The sequence below is a fragment of the Maribacter sp. 6B07 genome (assembly GCF_002700155.1).
In the GTDB taxonomy this organism is placed as follows: Bacteria; Bacteroidota; Bacteroidia; order Flavobacteriales; family Flavobacteriaceae; genus Maribacter; species Maribacter dokdonensis.
The window spans coordinates 239,532-257,201 of sequence record NZ_PDUT01000001.1 but is presented as its reverse complement, the minus strand read 5'-3'; the positions used below and the strand labels follow the sequence as shown (position 1 = coordinate 257,201).

Sequence of the window (17,670 nt, the reverse complement as noted above, 5' to 3'; positions counted from 1 at the left end):
TAAATATTTGGTTATTAAATAAAAAACGTATATTTGAGATAATATTGGGCGACCAATATTAATTTTCTTTTTCATAGCAATTTTTTTCCCATCCTTGATTTATTAAGGGTGGGTTTTGCTTTTTAGGGCACATCGTTTTATGCTTATCTCTACTGTAATTGGTTTGGTATAAAGGAATCATAAAGAGTATAGCAGGTCAAAACAATTCAATATCTTTGTAGAAATTGAGTACATGAGTCACATTTTGGTAGCTAATGATGTCACCAAACAGTTTGGGAGCCATACGGCATTAAAAAACGTTTCCCTAGAAATTCCTAAGAATAGTATTTACGGTTTATTGGGGCCAAATGGTGCTGGTAAGACTACATTGATACGTATTATTAATCAGATTACTTTTCCTGACCAGGGTAAGGTATATTTTGACGGCGAGCTGTTAAAAACCGAGCATATTGCACAGATTGGGTATCTGCCCGAAGAGCGAGGACTGTACAAGAGTATGAAGGTTGGCGAGCAGGCATTGTATTTAGCTCAATTAAAGGGACTGTCAAAAGTTGAGGCAAAAAAGCGGCTTAAGTATTGGTTTGAAAGACTGGAGATAGGTGATTGGTGGAACAAAAAGATTCAGGAGCTTTCTAAGGGTATGGCCCAAAAAATTCAATTTGTTGTTACGGTACTTCATGAGCCCAAATTATTGATTTTTGACGAGCCTTTTAGTGGCTTTGACCCTATCAACGCCAATATCATTAAAGAGCAAATCCTAAGCTTAAAGGATAAAGGTACTTCTATTATATTTTCAACACATAGAATGGAATCTGTAGAAGAATTATGTGAGCATATTGCCTTAATTCATAAATCCGAAAAAATACTTGACGGAAAATTGTCCGATATCAAAAAGGCATATAAAAACAATATTTTTAAAATTGGTTTGCAAACGGATAATCAAGAATTGTTGATGAACGAGATGAAAAGTAAATTTCAGATTCTTGACCATCAATATGATGTTCTGGAAAATCAGTTGAATTTAGAGGTGCAACTACCCTCAAATGAGTCTAGGGAAATTCTATCATTTCTAGGGTCAAGGGCAAACGTCAATGAGTTTAAGGAGACGATACCTTCTGCAAACGATATTTTTATTAAAACTATTCAGAACAAAAATATCGCTCATGAATAAATTACCTCTAATTATTAAAAGAGAATACATAGCCAAAGTTCGCAATAAGTCTTTTGTGGTTATGACCTTTTTGAGCCCTTTTCTAATGGTAGGTATGATATTGTTGATTGCATATTTAACGCAATTAAATGACAATGATAAAAAGGTAATAGGTGTATTGAACGAAAGCGAATATTTTGCAAATGAATTTGTAACATCAGAAGCTACATCATACATCAACTTTAACAACATCTCACTAGCACAGGCCAAAGACTCTACATTAAGTTTGGGTTTTTACGGTCTTATTTATTTGCCTAACGAATCTAGTTTGGAGAAGGTGGCAAAAAGAGCTTTTTTTTATAGCCAAGATGCTCCTAGCTCTACCATACTAGATAAATTAGAATCTTCCATTAATAGCAGATTACGGCAAGAAAGATTGCGTGAGTTGGGTGTGTCTCCCAAAGAATATGCTGAAATGGATCGCGATTATGCCATTAATATTGAAACTTTTGATGGTACACAGAACGTAAAAGGTATCAATGAGATAAAGGCCATAATAGGTGGGGCGTTCGGTTACCTTATAATGATGTTCATTATTATATATGGTGGGTTTGTTATGCGCAGCGTTATTGAGGAAAAAACCAGTAGAATAATTGAGGTCATTATTTCATCAGTGAAACCTTTTCATTTAATGATGGGTAAAATAATTGGTACCTCGTTAGCGGGTATTACACAATTTGGAATTTGGATTATCTCTGGCGGAATATTATTGATAGTTGGCTTGGCTATTTTTGATATTGACCCTGCGAGCTTAACCAAAGGTGGTGGTGTTGCTCCAGGTATGGTGAACGGGGCAAATGTAGATGTAGATGCCCTTACACAAAATGTACAGTTATATGCCCAAGAAATTTTTGAGATTCCGATCATAGCAATGCTAGTGTTTTTTATAATTTATTTTGTTCTGGGATATTTAATTTATAGTTCTATCTATGCAGCAATTGGCGCTGCGGTAGATAATGAGACCGATACACAGCAATTCATTTTCCCGGTAATACTTCCGTTAATGCTAGCTATTTACGTTGGCTTCTTTTCGGTTTTCAGTAATCCTAACGGCCCAATAGCCGTTGCTTTCTCTCTTTTTCCGTTAACCTCGCCAATTGTTATGTTAATGCGTTTGCCTTGGGGTATAGGTGAGGGTGGTGTACCGTTATGGCAATTGATTACATCTATTTTAATTTTAATAGGTACATTTATAGGTATTGTTTGGGTTGCCGCAAAAATTTACCGAGTGGGAATTTTAATGTACGGTAAAAAACCTACTTATAAAGAATTGTATAAATGGCTTAAATACTCGTCATAATGCAGGAGGGTACAGAAAAAATAAAGGAAATAATAGAAGATGATGTTTGGGGAACCATTAAAAAATTCTTGGACCTAGGCTATCAATTTGGTGATGGTGAAAAATCCATACATATTACTGTAGGTCTTCTGTTATTGCTTACGGTAGCTTTTTTACTTACTAGTACGGTTTTACAAGCAATTCGTAGATTTTTTACCAGAAAAATGGAAATGGATGATAAGCTGAAGTTTATCAGTATTTTCAAGTTTATCAAATATCTGGTCTACGTTGTAGTGATTCTTTTTACCATGAGCGCTGCGGGTATAGATATTACCATTTTAATTACGGCATCCGCTGCGTTATTCGTCGGACTTGGACTGGCTTTACAAGAAATTTTTCAGGATATTATTGGTGGTATTTTTATCATTGTAGACAAGTCTTTAAGAGTTGGGGATATCATTGAAATTGACAATAAAGTCGGTAAGGTATTTGAAATTAAATTGCGCACTACAAGGGCAATTACCAGAGATGATAAGGTGATCATAATTCCCAATCACAAATTTATTAGTGATATAGTGTACAACTATACTCAAAACCATAAAACTACACGAGAGTTGGTACGTGTTGGTGTAGCTTACGGTAGTGATATTGATTTAGTGACCAAAATATTATTGGATGTTATCAAAGGGCAAAGAAGCATATTAAAAAGCCCAAAACCATTTGTTATTTTTGAAGATTTTGGTGATTCGGCGTTAGTTTTTGCTGTTAATTTTTACATTACAGATAGCTTTACAGATCCCAAAATAAAGAGTGAAGTAAGGTATAAAATAGATGCTGAATTCAGAAAGCATAATATTTCTATTCCTTTTCCGCAAAGAGATGTTCATTTGTATCAACAGGCACCTTTTCAACACAGCAATGTATCAAATACAAATAGTGATGATAAAGCATAAGTATGCTTGCCTGGGAATTCTGTGTTTAATGATGTTTGTTGTTGAGCCCTTTTATTCTCAAACACCAGATGTGTTAAGGTTAGAGTATATGTTGATGCCGGAAAATAGCGGTGAGGTAGAGACTTCACGTATAAAATTGGTGCTCAACGTTCCCTTTGCGGTCCGTGATAAAAAAGATTACGTAGTATTGGGGGCTGAATATAACAGATATAATTTTGAGGTGCCAGATGATTTATTTCCGGATGCTGGCGATTTAAGCAAGTTCCACGTGTTGGATGTAAATTTTGCTTATTTATATAAATTAAGTGAAAAGTGGAATCTAATAGGTGTTGTAACACCAAGGTGGTCATCTAATTTTGTTGAAGAACTACAAGAAGATGACTTTAATATGAACTACACGGTTGGGGCATATAAAAACGTAAAGGATGTAGAAAAGCCATATATGTTGGTTTTAGGAATTTCATATAATGGCACTTCTCCTATAGACGTTCCGTTGCCTTTTGTGTATTATGAAAAAAGGTTCCACCCCAATTGGTCTTATGTATTGGGGGCACCAAAATCAGGGATGAAATATTTTACCAAGAAAGGTCATTTTTTTCAAACCGAAGTATTTTTAGATGGATATTATGTCAATATTCAAAACGATATTTTATTGTCTGGTAACAATTTATCTACTGATGTGTCTTCAACGGCATTATTATTGACATTAGGTTATCAGTATAAAATAACTAAAGATATGTCCGTCTACTTTATAGGTGGTAGATCCATCTATCAAAATAGTGCATTAAGAAACGAAGAAAGAGAAGATATTTTCACGTTGAACGATGCGGCCGGACTTTACTTTAGAACAGGAATTAGAATAGGAATTTAAAAAGCAGTTATGTCAAAAATATTAGTAATAGAAGATGAAGCGGCAATTAGAAGGGTGTTGGTTAAAATTTTATCTGAAGAAAGCGACTCTTATTCAGTAGAGGAGGCCGAAGACGGATTAAAAGGATTGGAAACTATAAAGAACAACGACTATGATTTGGTGCTTTGCGATATTAAAATGCCAAAAATGGATGGTGTAGAAGTATTGGAAGCGGCTAGAAAGATAAAACCGGAGATTCCGTTCATTATGATTTCTGGGCATGGAGATTTAGATACTGCTGTAAATACTATGAGGTTAGGTGCTTTTGACTATATCTCAAAACCACCGGATTTAAATAGATTGCTTACCACCGTAAGAAATGCCTTGGATCGTAAGGTTTTGGTCGTTGAGAATAAAAACCTAAAGAAAAAGGTGAGTAAGAATTATGAGATGATCGGTGAAAGTAATGAGATAAACATTATAAAAGAGATCATTGAAAAAGTTGCGCCTACTGATGCGCGTGTTCTTATTACAGGTTCAAATGGTACGGGTAAAGAGCTTGTAGCTCATTGGTTACATGAGAAAAGCGCCAGGAGTTCATCACCTTTTATTGAAGTTAATTGTGCTGCAATACCATCAGAATTAATTGAAAGTGAGCTTTTTGGACATGTGAAAGGTGCTTTTACATCTGCTGTTAAAGATAGGGCGGGTAAGTTTGAGGCTGCCAATAAGGGAACTATTTTCCTAGATGAAATTGGTGATATGAGTTTGTCCGCTCAAGCCAAAGTGTTAAGGGCACTTCAAGAAAGTAAAATCTCTCGTGTAGGTACGGATAAGGATATAAAAGTAGATGTTCGTGTAGTGGCGGCAACGAATAAAGACTTGAAAAAGGAGATTGAAGAGGGTAATTTTAGAGAAGATCTATATCATAGACTAGCAGTGATATTGATTCAAGTGCCTAGTTTAAATGATAGAAGAGATGATATTCCCTTGTTAATAGAACATTTCTCTAAGAAAATAGCTGAAGAGCAAGGTATGGCGGGTAAAACCTTCTCTAGTAAAGCTATTGATTTGCTTAAGGCCTATGATTGGACCGGGAACATTCGTGAACTTAGAAATGTAGTTGAACGCCTAATAATTCTTGGAGGTCAACAAGTTTCAGAAGATGATGTAAAATTGTTCGCTAGTAAATAACCTTTTATTTAGCGGCAGAGCAATTACCAATTCTGTTCAAAGCTTCTTGGGTTATCTCTTTGGTGCGTAAATTGTAATATTTACTTCCTTCTGTAATATTAGGTTTTAATAACTGAGCTTCGCATTCCTCATAAATTCTAGTAGCAAATGCGGTAGCCTCTTTACAATTTACACTTTCAACTACCTTGTTAAGAGAGAGTCTGTATTTCTCTAAAGAGATGTCTATAGTTTCAAAAAGGCTTTTACCTTTTTCTGGTGTTTTTTTAATGCTGGTATTTGAAGTAGATGTAGTCGTATTTACAGATAATTCATTGTTGGAATACACGCTGTCATGCGTATCGTGAGATTCCAATACCATAATAGTGTTATTGGTCAGTTCTATAGATTCATTTAAGTAGCTAATAGTGCCTTCTAGAGTTGTTGACCTTGTTGCTAGGGTCAGTACTTCTATATTCTCGTACATACTGGTTTTAGCAAATTTACAACCGCAAATATTCAGCTGTTCTTTAGATTTTTCCAAGGCGTTTAAAGCCTTGTAGGCGTAAAATCTGGCTTGGTTGATGTCTTGTGTTTGTAGGGCGGCAGTTATTTGGGATTTTGCATAACCCATGTTTGAATTGGCATACTCACATTCCACATTGTTGGCAAATGTGTGAAAGGAGAATAGAACAATAGTGTAGAAAAAAATGATATTTTTCTTCATAAGTAGGTGTTTTTGGGTGTAAGAGTTGGGACCTTACAGGCATAAATTTATATGCTTTACCCTATTGAAAATATTATTTTCGATACAATACCGTTCAATCACGTTAAACGGAAAGCTGTAAAATCAGTTTTAACAGTTTTCTAAATTATTAGTATTCGTAGGTTTAATATTTTATATTTCAGTATGAATAATATAAATATAGAGAAATATAAAGCAACTAAAGATTTTAAAATATCTGAAAATGAGACATTTGAAGATTTTGGTAAATCTGATAAAGAGTTAAAAAAAGACTTATCTAAAGTTAGAAGAGAGCTTGGGGAGTTTCAAGATACTATTTACGCACATGGTAAGTATAGTATTTTAGTATGTCTACAAGGTATGGATACAGCAGGGAAAGATAGCCTTATTCGTGAGGTGTTCAAAGACTTTAACGTAAGTGGCGTAGAGGTTCATAGTTTTAAGGTGCCTACTGAATTGGAATTAAGTCATAATTACTTGTGGAGACATTACTTGGTCTTGCCTGCAAAGGGCAAATTTGGCGTTTTCAATAGAACCCATTATGAAAATGTTCTTGTCACTAGGGTACACCCAGAGTATATTTTAAATGAACATATTCCCGGTATACATACCGTAGAAGACATTGATCAAAAGTTTTGGGATAAAAGGTTTGAGCAAATCAATGATTTTGAAAGACATTTAGCTGAAAACGGTACATTGATATTTAAGTTTTTTCTAAATCTTTCAAAAGAAGAGCAAAGACAGCGTTTATTAAGAAGACTTGCTATCAAGGAAAAACATTGGAAGTTTTCTCCCGGAGACTTAAAGGAACGTAAATTGTGGTCTGTGTACCAAAAGTGCTATGAAGAGGCTATAAGTAAAACTACACATGAACACGCACCATGGTTTGCAGTTCCTGCGGATAATAAAAAGGCAACCCGTGTAATTGTTGCAAATATTTTATTGCAATCGTTAAAAAAATACAAAGATATTAAAGAGCCTATGTTGAGCGAAAAAATAATGGCTAATTTAGACAGCTATGAAGAACAATTACAAAGTGAGCAGTAAGCTAGCTCTAATATGTATGATCGCTTTTATAGCTGTGGGTAAATCACAGAGCAAAGATGAGGTACAGATCAAAAAAATGTATGATTTAGCACTTACCGAAGGTAAAGGTTATGAGTGGTTAAATTATTTGTCTAACCAAATTGGGGGTAGATTGTCCGGGTCCGTGCAAGCTCAGCAAGGGGTTGATTATACAAAGTCTCAGTTAGATTCTTTAGGTGTTGATCGGGTGTGGTTGCAACCGGTCATGGTGCCAAAATGGGTTAGAGGAACTCCAGAATTTGCTTATTTTGAAACAACACCGGGTATAACTACAAATGTTGCCATTTGTGCATTGGGTGGCTCGGTGGCAACCCCGCCAAAGGGAATAAAAGCCAATATTATTGAAGTCGAGGGTGTTGAGCAGTTAACGACCTTGGGCAAGGATAAAATTGAAGGAAAAATCGTTTTTTTCAATAGACCGATGGACGCTACTGAAATTAATACGTTTACAGCGTATTCCAATTGTGTGGATCAGAGATATGCCGGGGCATTGGAGGCATCCAAATACGGAGCGTTGGGGGTTATCGTACGTTCAATGAACTTAAGGTTGGATGATTTTCCGCATACGGGGTCTATGACCTATGGTGATCAGCCAGAGTCAGAGAGAATTCCTGCTGCAGCTATCAGTACCAATGCAGCGGAAATGTTGAGTACTTCCTTAAAATTGAATCCGGAAATTAACTTCTACTTCAAACAGAATTGTAAACAGTTCAAGGATGTAGAATCTTATAATGTAATTGCAGAAATAAAAGGTTCTGAAAAGCCAGAGGAAATTATTGTCGTAGGCGGTCATTTAGACTCGTGGGACTTAGGTGACGGTTCCCATGATGATGGTGCTGGCTGTGTACAAAGTATGGAGGTTTTAAATCTTTTCAAAAAAACAGGATACAAACCAAAACGTACTGTTAGGGTCGTTCTTTTTATGAATGAGGAAAACGGATTGCGAGGCGGTAATAAATATGCTGAGGTTGCTATCTCAAATAATGAAAAGCACATTTTTGCTTTAGAAAGTGATTCGGGTGGGTTTACTCCTAGAGGTTTTACTTTTGATAGCTCTCAAGAGAATTTCGAAAAGGTCTTGAAATGGAAAAATTTGTTTGAACCTTATCTTGTACATTATTTTGAAAAAGGTTTTGCTGGTGCAGATATAGGACCTCTAAAAAAAGATGGTCTGGTAATGGCAGGTCTAAGACCTGATTCTCAACGTTATTTTGATCATCATCATGCAGAAAACGACACTTTTGAACATGTAAATAGACGAGAACTACAGTTGGGTGCGGCAACAATGGCAAGCTTAGTTTATTTGGTAGACGCTTATGGCTTTTAGTTTTAGGTTAGGGCTTGTGAAATTAAGGAAAGTGTAAATTTCAAAAATGATCGCCAAAGGTACAAACCGTTAAAATTCTTTACCTTTGCGGCTTACTAAAAAATACAATAATGGAAGAAGGAATTTACGCCAAGTTCAATACAAGTAAAGGCGAAATACTAGTTAAGTTAACTTATGATAAAACACCTGGTACCGTAGGTAATTTTGTTGCTTTGGCAGAAGGTGATAAAGAAAATAGTGCTAAAGCTAAAGGTGAGCCATATTACAACGGTTTAAAATTTCATAGGGTTATTCCAGATTTTATGATTCAGGGTGGTTGTCCTCAAGGTACCGGTACAGGTGATGCCGGATATAAATTTGATGATGAGTTCCATCCAGAATTAAAACATGACACTCCAGGGGTGCTTTCTATGGCTAATGCAGGTCCTGGAACCAATGGAAGCCAGTTTTTTATTACTCATGTACCAACACCTTGGTTAGATAATAAGCATACTGTATTTGGTCATGTAGCAGCTGGGCAAGAAGTAGTGGATGCAATTGCTCAAAATGATGTAATTGAATCTTTAGAAATTGTTAGGGTAGGTGATGAAGCTGAAAAGTGGAATGCATTAAAGGCCTTTGAAGATTTCAATGCATCTGGTGAAGCAAGATTGGCGGCAGAAAAGGCAAAGCAAGAAGCTGAACTAGATAAGGTTGCTGCAGGTTTTGAATCTACGGCATCTGGTCTTCGTTATAAAATGATTCAGAAAGGTGATGGCGCCAAAGCGGAAAAAGGAGAAAAAGTGTCTGTACATTATGAAGGATCACTTTTAAACGGTCAAGTTTTCGATTCTTCTTATAAGCGTAATTCCCCAATTGATTTTCAATTAGGAATTGGTCAGGTAATACCAGGCTGGGATGAGGGTATCTCCTTATTACAAGTGGGTGATAAGGCACGATTTGTTATACCTTCAGACTTGGCATATGGTTCTGCCGGTGCAGGTGGGGTAATACCTCCTAATGCTACATTGATTTTTGATGTAGAGTTAATGAAGGTAGGTTAATTACCTAAGCCTTAAAAAAATAATGAAACACCTATAATTTTAAATTATGGGTGTTTTTTTTTGTTCTAGTAATCTACTTTTTTCTAGTAACGAAACTACCTAAAAGTAAAATGATGTTAATAATCATCAGAACTAAAAATACGGTCAAAAATGTGGTCATAAATACATGTATAAGGTAGGGGAACCAGACTTGTTTATTCAATAGATATGTATTTACCTAAAAGGTTGCGTAGGATCTAAAAAAAAAGAATAAAAAAAACCCGAACTAATAAGTTCGGGTTTCATACTATAAAAAAGTTAAATCGTTACCTAGTCAATTACTTTCACATTAACGGCGTTTAATCCTTTTTTACCTTGTTGTAGTTCAAATTCCACAACATCACCTTCTCGAACTTCATCGATTAAGCCAGAAATGTGTACAAAATGATCTTCGTTTGAACCATCTTCAGTGATAAATCCGTAACCTTTGGAATCATTGAAGAATTTTACTGTTCCTTTACTCATAATAGAAAAATTAAATATTAATTAAAGTGCGAAGATAGTTTTTTTTTGTTTAACTACTTAAATTCTTACAGGTTATCTTAAGGTTAATAATTGACGTCTAATGTATTGAGAATGAACTTGTTTTTACGACTATGCAGTAGGGTCTGGAGTCATTCTTAAATAGGGTTTGATCTCTGTTACTCCCTTTGAAAATATATCTTTTGCATCGGCAGTACTTATAGCCGGACTTACGACTACCTCTTTACCTTGTTCCCAGTTTGCTGGTGTTGCTACCTTGTGATATGCTGTTAGTTGCAATGAATCTATTACCCTTAGAAGTTCATAAAAGTTACGACCAGTTGATGCTGGGTAGGTCAACGTTAATTTTACGGTCTTGTCCGGTGCAATGATGAATACAGAGCGTACGGTAAGATTGTTATCCGCATTTGGGTGGATCATATCATATAGATCAGAAACTTTTTTGTCCTCATCTGCAATTATTGGGAAATTCACCACAGTGTTCTGTACTTCGTTAATGTCTTTGATCCATTCTGCATGAGATGCAGCACCATCAACACTAAGCGCGATCATTTTAACGTTCCTTTTGTCGAATTCATCTTTGAATTTAGCAGCAGTGCCCAATTCGGTAGTACAAACTGGGGTGAAATCTGCAGGGTGAGAAAATAATATACCCCAACTGTCACCAAGGTAGTCATATAAATTAATTGTTCCCATAGAACTATCTGCCGTGAAATTTGGAGCTTTATCGCCTAAACGTATTGTTGCCATAATGGTATATTTTTAGATGTTTAAATTTATCCTATAAAATTAGTAGATTAAATGTCCTTGACTAAAGTTTTCGGGTTAAAAGTCTATTAAAATTTTTACTTTTAGGGTATGGAAGAACTTGATAAATTAAAATACCCCATCGGGCGCTTTGAGTGTCCGGAGAACATCACAAATGAAGATTTAAGTAAATGGATAGAGGTATTGGAAACCTTACCAGAACGTCTGTCTGCACTAGTAGATAATTTTTCTGAAACACAATTGGATACTCACTACCGAGAAGGGGGGTGGACAGTTCGTCAAGTAGTACACCATATGGCAGATAGTCATCATCATAGCTACACACGTTTTAAATGGGCCTTAACGGAGAACAGACCTTTGATCAAAGTATATCAGGAAAAGGAATGGAGTAATTTGATCGATGCCAGAACTGCCCCTATTGCTTTATCTCTTTCCTATTTAACGGCCCTTCATGCTAAGTTGGTGTACCTGTTAAAGAGGTTAACGCCTGAAGATATGGAGAATAGCTATATTCATCCAGATGGTAATGTAAATGTATCTGTAGCGGAGAATATTGGAAAATATGCTTGGCATAGTAACCATCACTTTGCGCATATTAAAAGTTTAGCCGACAGAATGGGGTGGTAGCGGATTAAATCATCTTTTTTAGAAGAAACATTGGCTTTTCTTCCTCTATGACATTTTTGAAGGGTACCGTGCTTTCAGCAACAATATCAAAATCATTCTTAAGATAGAATGGTAAGGCAGGTCCCTTCTGCATTGATTCCAAAAAGATCGCTTTTTTAGATAGCTTTTTGGCTATGCTTTCAACAAAATTAAGGCTTTTGTTACCTACACCTTTACCGGCAAATTCTTTAAGAATATAAATTTTATCTAGGTAAAGCGCATCTTTAGCTTCTAAACCTTTAATGTTTTTATGAAAAGTAATCTTTAAAAGACCTACGTAATCTATACCTGATTTTATTAAATATAGAGCGCTATTTTTATTGTTGTCTTCCTCTTCTAAAATTGTTTTGGTAAAACTATGTTCAATGTAGGTGGTGGTATCCCCATTTGGCCATAAGTGTCTATAGTGTTGATTGTAAGAGGTTATACCTGTTTTTATATAAATATCATGCAATGCAGGGGTCAACTCTTGAAATGTTATATCGATATTCATCAACGGTATAGATGTAGAAGATTAAGCTTGTCCTATTTCCATTTAATATTACAGCCTATACTTGGCTTTTGAATAGCACTTATTTCTTTTCCTTTAATGAGATTTTCCATTGCATTTCTCAAATCAATGCCGGTTAATGGTAAGCCATTACCTGGTCTAGAGTCGTCTAACTGACCTCTATAGACCAATTTTAATTCATTGTCAAAAAGAAAAAAATCTGGAGTACAGGCGGCATCGTAAGCTTTTGCGACTGTCTGATCTTCGTCATAAAGATATGGAAAGGTATAATTTTCAGCTTTAGCCTTAATTCGCATAAAGTGAGGCGCATCCTCTGGATATTTTTCAACATCATTACTAGAAATGGCAATAAATTGAATACCCTTGCTTTGGAACTCTTTAGCCATTTTAACTATTTCAGGGTTTACATGGATAACAAATGGGCAATGATTACAAATAAACATGATTAGAGTGCCAACTTCACCGTTCATGGCATGAAGGTTCATGGTTTTTTCGCTAACCGTGTCCATTAAACTAAATTCTGGCGCTACGGTTCCCAATGCCAACATATTACTTTCTGTTCTTGCCATACCAACTAAAATTTTAATGTACTAAGTTAACAAATTAATGGAGCTTGTATTTACTTTATATAATTCATAATCCTTAAAATTTTAATATCATGGAAAAGTCATATGTATCATTATCTGTTGCAATAGAAGCTTTACAGGCTGAAGGTTATACAGAAGATTTTAATCTGTGCGATGCAGGTATAGAAAATAAGAGTAAAAAGAAAATTCATAAAGCTACTGAGCTAGATGTGGTGAAATTTTATCGTTTTGAGGGTATGAGTAATCCAGATGATAATACTATATTGTATGTGATTGAAACCAGTACTGGTGAAAAAGGGTTATTGGTAGATGCTTACGGTATGTATGCAGGTAATGTGCCCAAAGATTTAATTGAAAAACTTAGACTTACTTAATGGAAACAACAATCTCGTGGGAAGATTTCAGTAAAATTGATATGCGAACCGGAACTGTAACGGCGGTCTATGATTTTCCGGAAGCTAGAAACCCGTCTTTCAAATTAGATATTGATTTTGGACCTGATATAGGGCTTAAAAAAACATCGGCTCAAATTACCGAAAAATATGATAAGGAAGATATCGTAGGGCTTCAGGTCATAGCTGTTGTCAACTTTCCAAAAAAGCAAATAGCTAATTTTATGAGCGAATGTCTTATATTGGGTGCTGTAGAGAACAGTTCGGTAGTGTTGCTGCAGCCTCAAATGACAGTGCCTAACGGATTGAAAATTTCCTAAATTTTTGACTGAGAATATTTTAGATAACATACATATTAACTTTGATTCAGGCTCACTTTGGGTAATGAACATTGTTCTAGGTTTGGTCATGTTCGGTGTTGCTTTAGAAATATCCGTATCAGATTTTAAACCTTTATGGTTAAGGCCAAAAGCTTTAATTGCTGGGCTGATCAGTCAGTTTTTAGTATTGCCGGCAATAACCTTCTGTTTGGTTCTGGCAATAGAACCTTTGCCCAGTATAGCTTTAGGTATGTTTATGGTGGCAGCATGCCCAGGTGGTAATATTTCTAATTTTATATCATATTTATCTAATGCCAATACGGCTTTATCTGTAAGTTTAACGGCTATGGCTACTATGTTTGCCATTATTATGACTCCGCTTAACTTTCATTTTTGGTCCATGTTATATGAGCCAAGTTCAAGTCTAATTAATGAAATTTCTATTTCATCTATAGAAATGTTCAAATTGGTCTTTTTATTGTTGGGCTTGCCCCTTGCACTGGGTATGTTAATCAATTACAAAATGCCTGAATTAGCATTGAAAATCGCAAAAAAGTTAAAGATTGTTTCGTTGGTGTTTTTTATAGGTCTGGTTTTCATTGCGCTATATAACAATAGGATTATTTTTATGGATTATATTCTATATGTATTTTGGATAGTTCTAGCCCATAATCTATTGGCTTTTACAACAGGTTATGGTATAGGTAAACTTTTTAAATTACCTGTGGATAGTATACGTTCTATAACTATAGAAACGGGAATTCAAAACTCTGGTCTAGGACTTTTACTGATATTTACTTTTTTTGACGGTCTAGGTGGTATGGCACTTCTTGCTGCTTTTTGGGGTATTTGGCATATAGTCTCAGGTTTAATATTAGCCGCTTTCTGGAATAGAAAATCGGTTGCTAAAGAAACAATAGCTTGAGCGGATTTATTTATTCAATGGTAAAGTCGGTGATTAAAACCGGACTCTATGGATATCATACAAAAATAGTGGTATCCGGGTTGGAGCATATCCCTAAGGATAAGCCGGTGATGTTTTTGCCCAATCATCAAAGTGCATTGATTGATGTATTATTAATTGCTACCGACTGTAATCGAAAACCATACTTTTTAACGCGTTCCGATGTGTTTAAGGGTAAACTGTTAAAGGGTATTTTCTCATATTTTCAAATGCTGCCTATTTATAGAATGCGAGACGGTAGAGATACGCTTTCTAACAACGATGCTATTTTCAACTCTTGTGCCGATATTTTGAGTAGAGGAGAGGCACTGCTCTTGTTTCCGGAAGCAAATCATAATTTGCGACGAAGGGTGAGACCTTTAAGTAAAGGCTTTACAAGGATACTTATAAGAACTTTTGAGCTATACCCAGATGTTGATATCATGCTAATTCCTGTAGGATTGAATTATAAACATGCCGATCAGTTTCCTGATCAAGTGGCTATCAATTATGGTAAGGCAATATCTGCCAAAAGCATGTACGTTGCCAATGATTTAAATATGACCAGCCGTAATTTAAAAAATGCAGTTTCTTTACAATTGAAACAATTGACTACCCATATACCAATAGTGCAAGATTATGATACTATGGTAAATCTTCTTAATACAAAAAATGTAGACTTTTTAAATCCTACAGAGGTGAACAATAAAATTAGGCATTATACCAATGAAGTTTCCAATTCAAGCGATTTAACCAATGCAGCTAAAGGGAAATCGGTGTTGAGAAGTGTTTTTAACGTATTAAATTTTCCCATGATTATAATGTGGCACAAATGGTTAATGCCAAAGGTTCCGGAGAAGGAGTTTATGGGTACGTTCAGGTTTGCATTTATCTTGTTAGTATATCCACTTTATCTTTTATTGTTATTTGTGGGGTTGTCTATGGTACTTTCTATTAAAGTGGCATTAACGGCTTTGGTTGTTTTAGTGTTATTGAATTTATGGTTCGTAAAAAAAGGGCTAAACTGAATTTTATAGCTATAAACTAAAAACGGCCCTTATACATAAGGACCGTTTTGTTTTTTTAAGGGTTGTTTTACCTAGATATCTTCAAAACTTACATCTGTAAAGCTAGAAGTGTTGGTAGTTGTCTTTTCTACGGGCTCTTCTATTTCTTCCTTTTTGAAATCTTTTTGGTGTCTTTCAGAAATTACTTCAGACCCTTTTTCGTTGATTATAAAATCCATCATCTCTTCAACGTTCTCTTTAAAAGCGTCAAAGTCTTCTTTGTATAAATATATTTTATGTTTTTTGTAATGGAATGAACCATCGTCATGCGTAAATTTCTTACTTTCTGTAATCGTTAAATAATAATCCCCAGCCTTTGTACTTCTTACATCGAAAAAGTAAGTTCTTCTACCTGCGCGTAAAACTTTGGAGTGAATTTCTTCTTGATCTGATAAATCTCTTTCGCTCATTTCTAATGTTTAGTGTCGTTATACTATCAAAAATGAAAAAAAAAACGCTATCCGACAACAATTTTCTAACTTTCTTTCTCTGAGAGCTGTTTGTGGTAGAGGTCTTTATAATAGCCTTCTTGTGAATTTAATTCATCATGTGTGCCCTCTTGAATAAGTCTTCCGTCATCTAAAACTAAAATTTTATCCGCGTTTTTGGCAGAAGAAACTCTATGACTTACAATTAATGTAGTTCTATTCTTAGATGCTTTTTTCAGGTTATTCAATATTTCTTCTTCCGTTTCCGTATCTACGGCAGACAAGCAATCATCAAATAAATAAATCTGAGGTTTTTTAATTAATGCCCTGGCAATTGAAACCCTTTGTTTTTGTCCGCCACTCAATGTTATACCTCTTTCACCTAAGATAGTATCATATTTTTTAGAGAAACCCATTATGTTTTCATGTACCACGGCATCTTTTGCTATGTCAATGATTTCCTCGTCTGTAGCATTCTCCTTACCAAATTTAATGTTGTTCTTAATGCTATCTGAAAATAGGAATGCGTCTTGGGGTACGGCACCAATAGATTCTCGTAAATTGGTAAGGTCTACATTTTTAATAGGTTCGTCGTCTATTAATATCTCTCCGGAAGATGTGTCATATAAGCGGGCTACCAAATCAAGTATGGTAGATTTACCAGAACCGGTTTTACCAATAATAGCAGTGGTTTCACCCTCGTTAATGGTGAACGATAGGTCTTTTATGGCATTAATATTGGTATCTTGGTATGTGAAATCAACATTTTTAAATTCAATTTTACCTTTGATCGTAAGGGTGTTGGTAGGATTATTTTTTATTTCTGACTCTTGGTTTAGAAATTCATTTATCCTCTTTTGACTTGCGGCTGCCCTTTGTACAATTGAAGTTAACCAACCAACAATGGCCACTGGCCAGGTAAGCATATTTACATATAAAATAAATTCGGCAATTAGTCCTACTTCAATTTCGCCGGCCAAGTATTGTTTACCTCCTATATAAATGACCAAAATGTTACTAATACCTATTAAAAGTATCATTAATGGAAAAAACCATGCATTCACTTTAGCAAGACTTACACTTTTCTCTTTGCCTTCAATGGCAAGTTTAGTAAGGTCACTATTGGTCTGCGGCTCTAATGCGTAGGCTTTTATAACGGAAACTCCTGAAAAAATTTCTTGTGTAAAGGTAGATAAGGTAGAAAGGTATTGTTGTACAATGGTACTTCGCTTATGAATTACTTTACTTATTTGATAAATTAGGACCGAAAGAAAAGGTAACGGCAATAGTGTATATGCAGCTAAAGTGGGCGCTTTTATAAACATTAACGGTATCAGACAAGCAAACAATGTTAAGGTCTGTATGCCGTACATAATTGCTGGACCTGCATACATACGTACTTCATTAACATCTTCACTGATCCTGTTCATTAAATCGCCTGTTCTATTTTTCTTATAAAAATTGAGACTTAGCTTTTGGTAATGGTCAAAAATTTCGTTTTTAAGATCATACTCAATATATCTAGAAATGTTAATGATCAATTGGCGCATTAAAAAAGTGAAGAAACCAGATAGTATTGCAGCACCTACGATAATTAGAATATATTCCATTAATAGTTCTTGTGCGGTAGATTTTTCAATTTCCGTTTTAATATACTGTTCAACTACCGTAATAGAGTTGTTCACGTAAGAAGGCATGATCAATTGAAAAAGCCTGGCTATAATGGTTATGATTATTCCGAGAAAAAGCTTAAACCAGTATTTTTTAAAGTATTTGTTTAGGTGTTTAAGTTCTTTCATACAA

The 17,670-nt window shown here is 35.2% G+C and carries 20 protein-coding genes; 13 read left to right on the top strand and 7 right to left on the bottom strand.

What is annotated here, in order from left to right; translation table 11 throughout:
* The first annotated feature begins 232 nt into the window (after nucleotides 1–232).
* Genes CSC80_RS01070 through CSC80_RS01050 form a run of 5 tightly spaced genes read left to right on the top strand, consistent with a single transcriptional unit; the run spans nucleotide 233 to nucleotide 5,486 of the window.
* A complete protein-coding gene (locus CSC80_RS01070) occupies nucleotides 233–1,171 on the top strand; it encodes an ATP-binding cassette domain-containing protein (RefSeq protein ID WP_099189161.1) in 939 nt (312 codons plus the stop codon).
* A complete protein-coding gene (locus tag CSC80_RS01065; RefSeq protein WP_099189159.1) occupies nucleotides 1,164–2,510 on the top strand; it encodes an ABC transporter permease in 1,347 nt (448 codons plus the stop codon). The genes CSC80_RS01070 and CSC80_RS01065 overlap by 8 nt, the downstream gene beginning before the upstream one ends.
* Entirely contained in the window at nucleotides 2,510–3,442 is a 933-nt protein-coding gene (locus CSC80_RS01060; RefSeq protein WP_058103574.1) for a mechanosensitive ion channel domain-containing protein, read from the top strand. Before CSC80_RS01065 ends, CSC80_RS01060 begins: the two co-directional genes overlap by 1 nt.
* A complete protein-coding gene (locus CSC80_RS01055; protein WP_143751709.1) occupies nucleotides 3,429–4,313 on the top strand; it encodes a DUF6268 family outer membrane beta-barrel protein in 885 nt (294 codons plus the stop codon). The genes CSC80_RS01060 and CSC80_RS01055 overlap by 14 nt, the downstream gene beginning before the upstream one ends.
* Before the next feature lie 9 nt (nucleotides 4,314–4,322).
* The gene (locus CSC80_RS01050) at nucleotides 4,323–5,486 is read left to right on the top strand and encodes a sigma-54 dependent transcriptional regulator (RefSeq protein WP_071341561.1); all 1,164 of its coding nucleotides are present in this window, start codon (nucleotides 4,323–4,325) and stop codon (nucleotides 5,484–5,486) included.
* A 4-nt stretch (nucleotides 5,487–5,490) separates the two neighbouring features.
* Here CSC80_RS01050 and CSC80_RS01045 read toward each other — a convergent pair whose 3' ends face one another.
* Entirely contained in the window at nucleotides 5,491–6,189 is a 699-nt protein-coding gene (locus tag CSC80_RS01045) for a hypothetical protein (protein WP_099189157.1), read from the bottom strand.
* Between the two features lie 183 nt (nucleotides 6,190–6,372).
* On the opposite strand from CSC80_RS01045, the gene CSC80_RS01040 reads away from it, so the two are divergent.
* From CSC80_RS01040 to CSC80_RS01030, 3 genes are all read left to right on the top strand, one after another.
* Nucleotides 6,373–7,254 carry a PPK2 family polyphosphate kinase gene (locus tag CSC80_RS01040; RefSeq protein WP_058103570.1) on the top strand — a complete coding sequence of 294 codons (882 nt, stop codon included), beginning with the start codon at nucleotides 6,373–6,375 and terminating at the stop codon, nucleotides 7,252–7,254.
* A 16-nt stretch (nucleotides 7,255–7,270) separates the two neighbouring features.
* The gene (locus tag CSC80_RS01035; protein ID WP_236973358.1) at nucleotides 7,271–8,620 is read left to right on the top strand and encodes a M28 family peptidase; all 1,350 of its coding nucleotides are present in this window, start codon (nucleotides 7,271–7,273) and stop codon (nucleotides 8,618–8,620) included.
* A gap of 110 nt (nucleotides 8,621–8,730) precedes the next feature.
* Nucleotides 8,731–9,663 carry a peptidylprolyl isomerase gene (locus tag CSC80_RS01030; protein WP_058103568.1) on the top strand — a complete coding sequence of 311 codons (933 nt, stop codon included), beginning with the start codon at nucleotides 8,731–8,733 and terminating at the stop codon, nucleotides 9,661–9,663.
* A gap of 309 nt (nucleotides 9,664–9,972) precedes the next feature.
* Here CSC80_RS01030 and CSC80_RS01025 read toward each other — a convergent pair whose 3' ends face one another.
* Entirely contained in the window at nucleotides 9,973–10,167 is a 195-nt protein-coding gene (locus CSC80_RS01025; RefSeq protein WP_027064347.1) for a cold-shock protein, read from the bottom strand.
* Between the two features lie 129 nt (nucleotides 10,168–10,296).
* On the bottom strand, nucleotides 10,297–10,935 hold the full coding sequence (locus tag CSC80_RS01020; protein ID WP_071341566.1) for a peroxiredoxin: 639 nt from the start codon (nucleotides 10,933–10,935) through the stop codon (nucleotides 10,297–10,299).
* 108 nt (nucleotides 10,936–11,043) lie between these two features.
* Here CSC80_RS01020 and CSC80_RS01015 point away from each other — a divergent pair, with 108 nt between their 5' ends.
* Entirely contained in the window at nucleotides 11,044–11,580 is a 537-nt protein-coding gene (locus tag CSC80_RS01015; protein ID WP_099189152.1) for a YfiT family bacillithiol transferase, read from the top strand.
* 4 nt (nucleotides 11,581–11,584) lie between these two features.
* Here the strand turns inward: CSC80_RS01015 and CSC80_RS01010 are convergent, their stop codons facing one another.
* Nucleotides 11,585–12,112: a GNAT family N-acetyltransferase gene (locus CSC80_RS01010; RefSeq protein ID WP_058103565.1), complete on the bottom strand. Its 528-nt coding sequence runs from the start codon at nucleotides 12,110–12,112 to the stop codon at nucleotides 11,585–11,587.
* 32 nt (nucleotides 12,113–12,144) lie between these two features.
* A complete protein-coding gene (locus CSC80_RS01005; RefSeq protein ID WP_099189150.1) occupies nucleotides 12,145–12,699 on the bottom strand; it encodes a thioredoxin family protein in 555 nt (184 codons plus the stop codon).
* A gap of 89 nt (nucleotides 12,700–12,788) precedes the next feature.
* Here CSC80_RS01005 and CSC80_RS01000 point away from each other — a divergent pair, with 89 nt between their 5' ends.
* Genes CSC80_RS01000 through CSC80_RS00985 form a run of 4 tightly spaced genes read left to right on the top strand, consistent with a single transcriptional unit; the run spans nucleotide 12,789 to nucleotide 15,400 of the window.
* The gene (locus CSC80_RS01000) at nucleotides 12,789–13,091 is read left to right on the top strand and encodes a hypothetical protein (protein ID WP_058103563.1); all 303 of its coding nucleotides are present in this window, start codon (nucleotides 12,789–12,791) and stop codon (nucleotides 13,089–13,091) included.
* Nucleotides 13,091–13,429, top strand: coding sequence for a tRNA-binding protein (locus CSC80_RS00995; RefSeq protein WP_099189148.1), 339 nt, complete (start codon nucleotides 13,091–13,093; stop codon nucleotides 13,427–13,429). The genes CSC80_RS01000 and CSC80_RS00995 overlap by 1 nt, the downstream gene beginning before the upstream one ends.
* Before the next feature lie 4 nt (nucleotides 13,430–13,433).
* On the top strand, nucleotides 13,434–14,354 hold the full coding sequence (locus CSC80_RS00990; RefSeq protein WP_099189146.1) for a bile acid:sodium symporter family protein: 921 nt from the start codon (nucleotides 13,434–13,436) through the stop codon (nucleotides 14,352–14,354).
* Nucleotides 14,351–15,400: a lysophospholipid acyltransferase family protein gene (locus CSC80_RS00985; protein ID WP_143751708.1), complete on the top strand. Its 1,050-nt coding sequence runs from the start codon at nucleotides 14,351–14,353 to the stop codon at nucleotides 15,398–15,400. Before CSC80_RS00990 ends, CSC80_RS00985 begins: the two co-directional genes overlap by 4 nt.
* 71 nt (nucleotides 15,401–15,471) lie before the next feature.
* On the opposite strand, the gene CSC80_RS00980 is transcribed toward CSC80_RS00985, so the two are convergent.
* Together CSC80_RS00980 and CSC80_RS00975 are read right to left on the bottom strand one after the other, a co-directional pair.
* Nucleotides 15,472–15,849 (bottom strand): PUR family DNA/RNA-binding protein, encoded by a 378-nt coding sequence (locus CSC80_RS00980; RefSeq protein ID WP_074672662.1) that lies wholly within the window; start codon nucleotides 15,847–15,849, stop codon nucleotides 15,472–15,474.
* A 65-nt stretch (nucleotides 15,850–15,914) separates the two neighbouring features.
* Complete coding sequence (locus CSC80_RS00975) at nucleotides 15,915–17,666, bottom strand: ABC transporter ATP-binding protein (protein ID WP_099189142.1); 1,752 nt, start codon at nucleotides 17,664–17,666, stop codon at nucleotides 15,915–15,917.
* Nucleotides 17,667–17,670 lie beyond the last annotated feature (4 nt).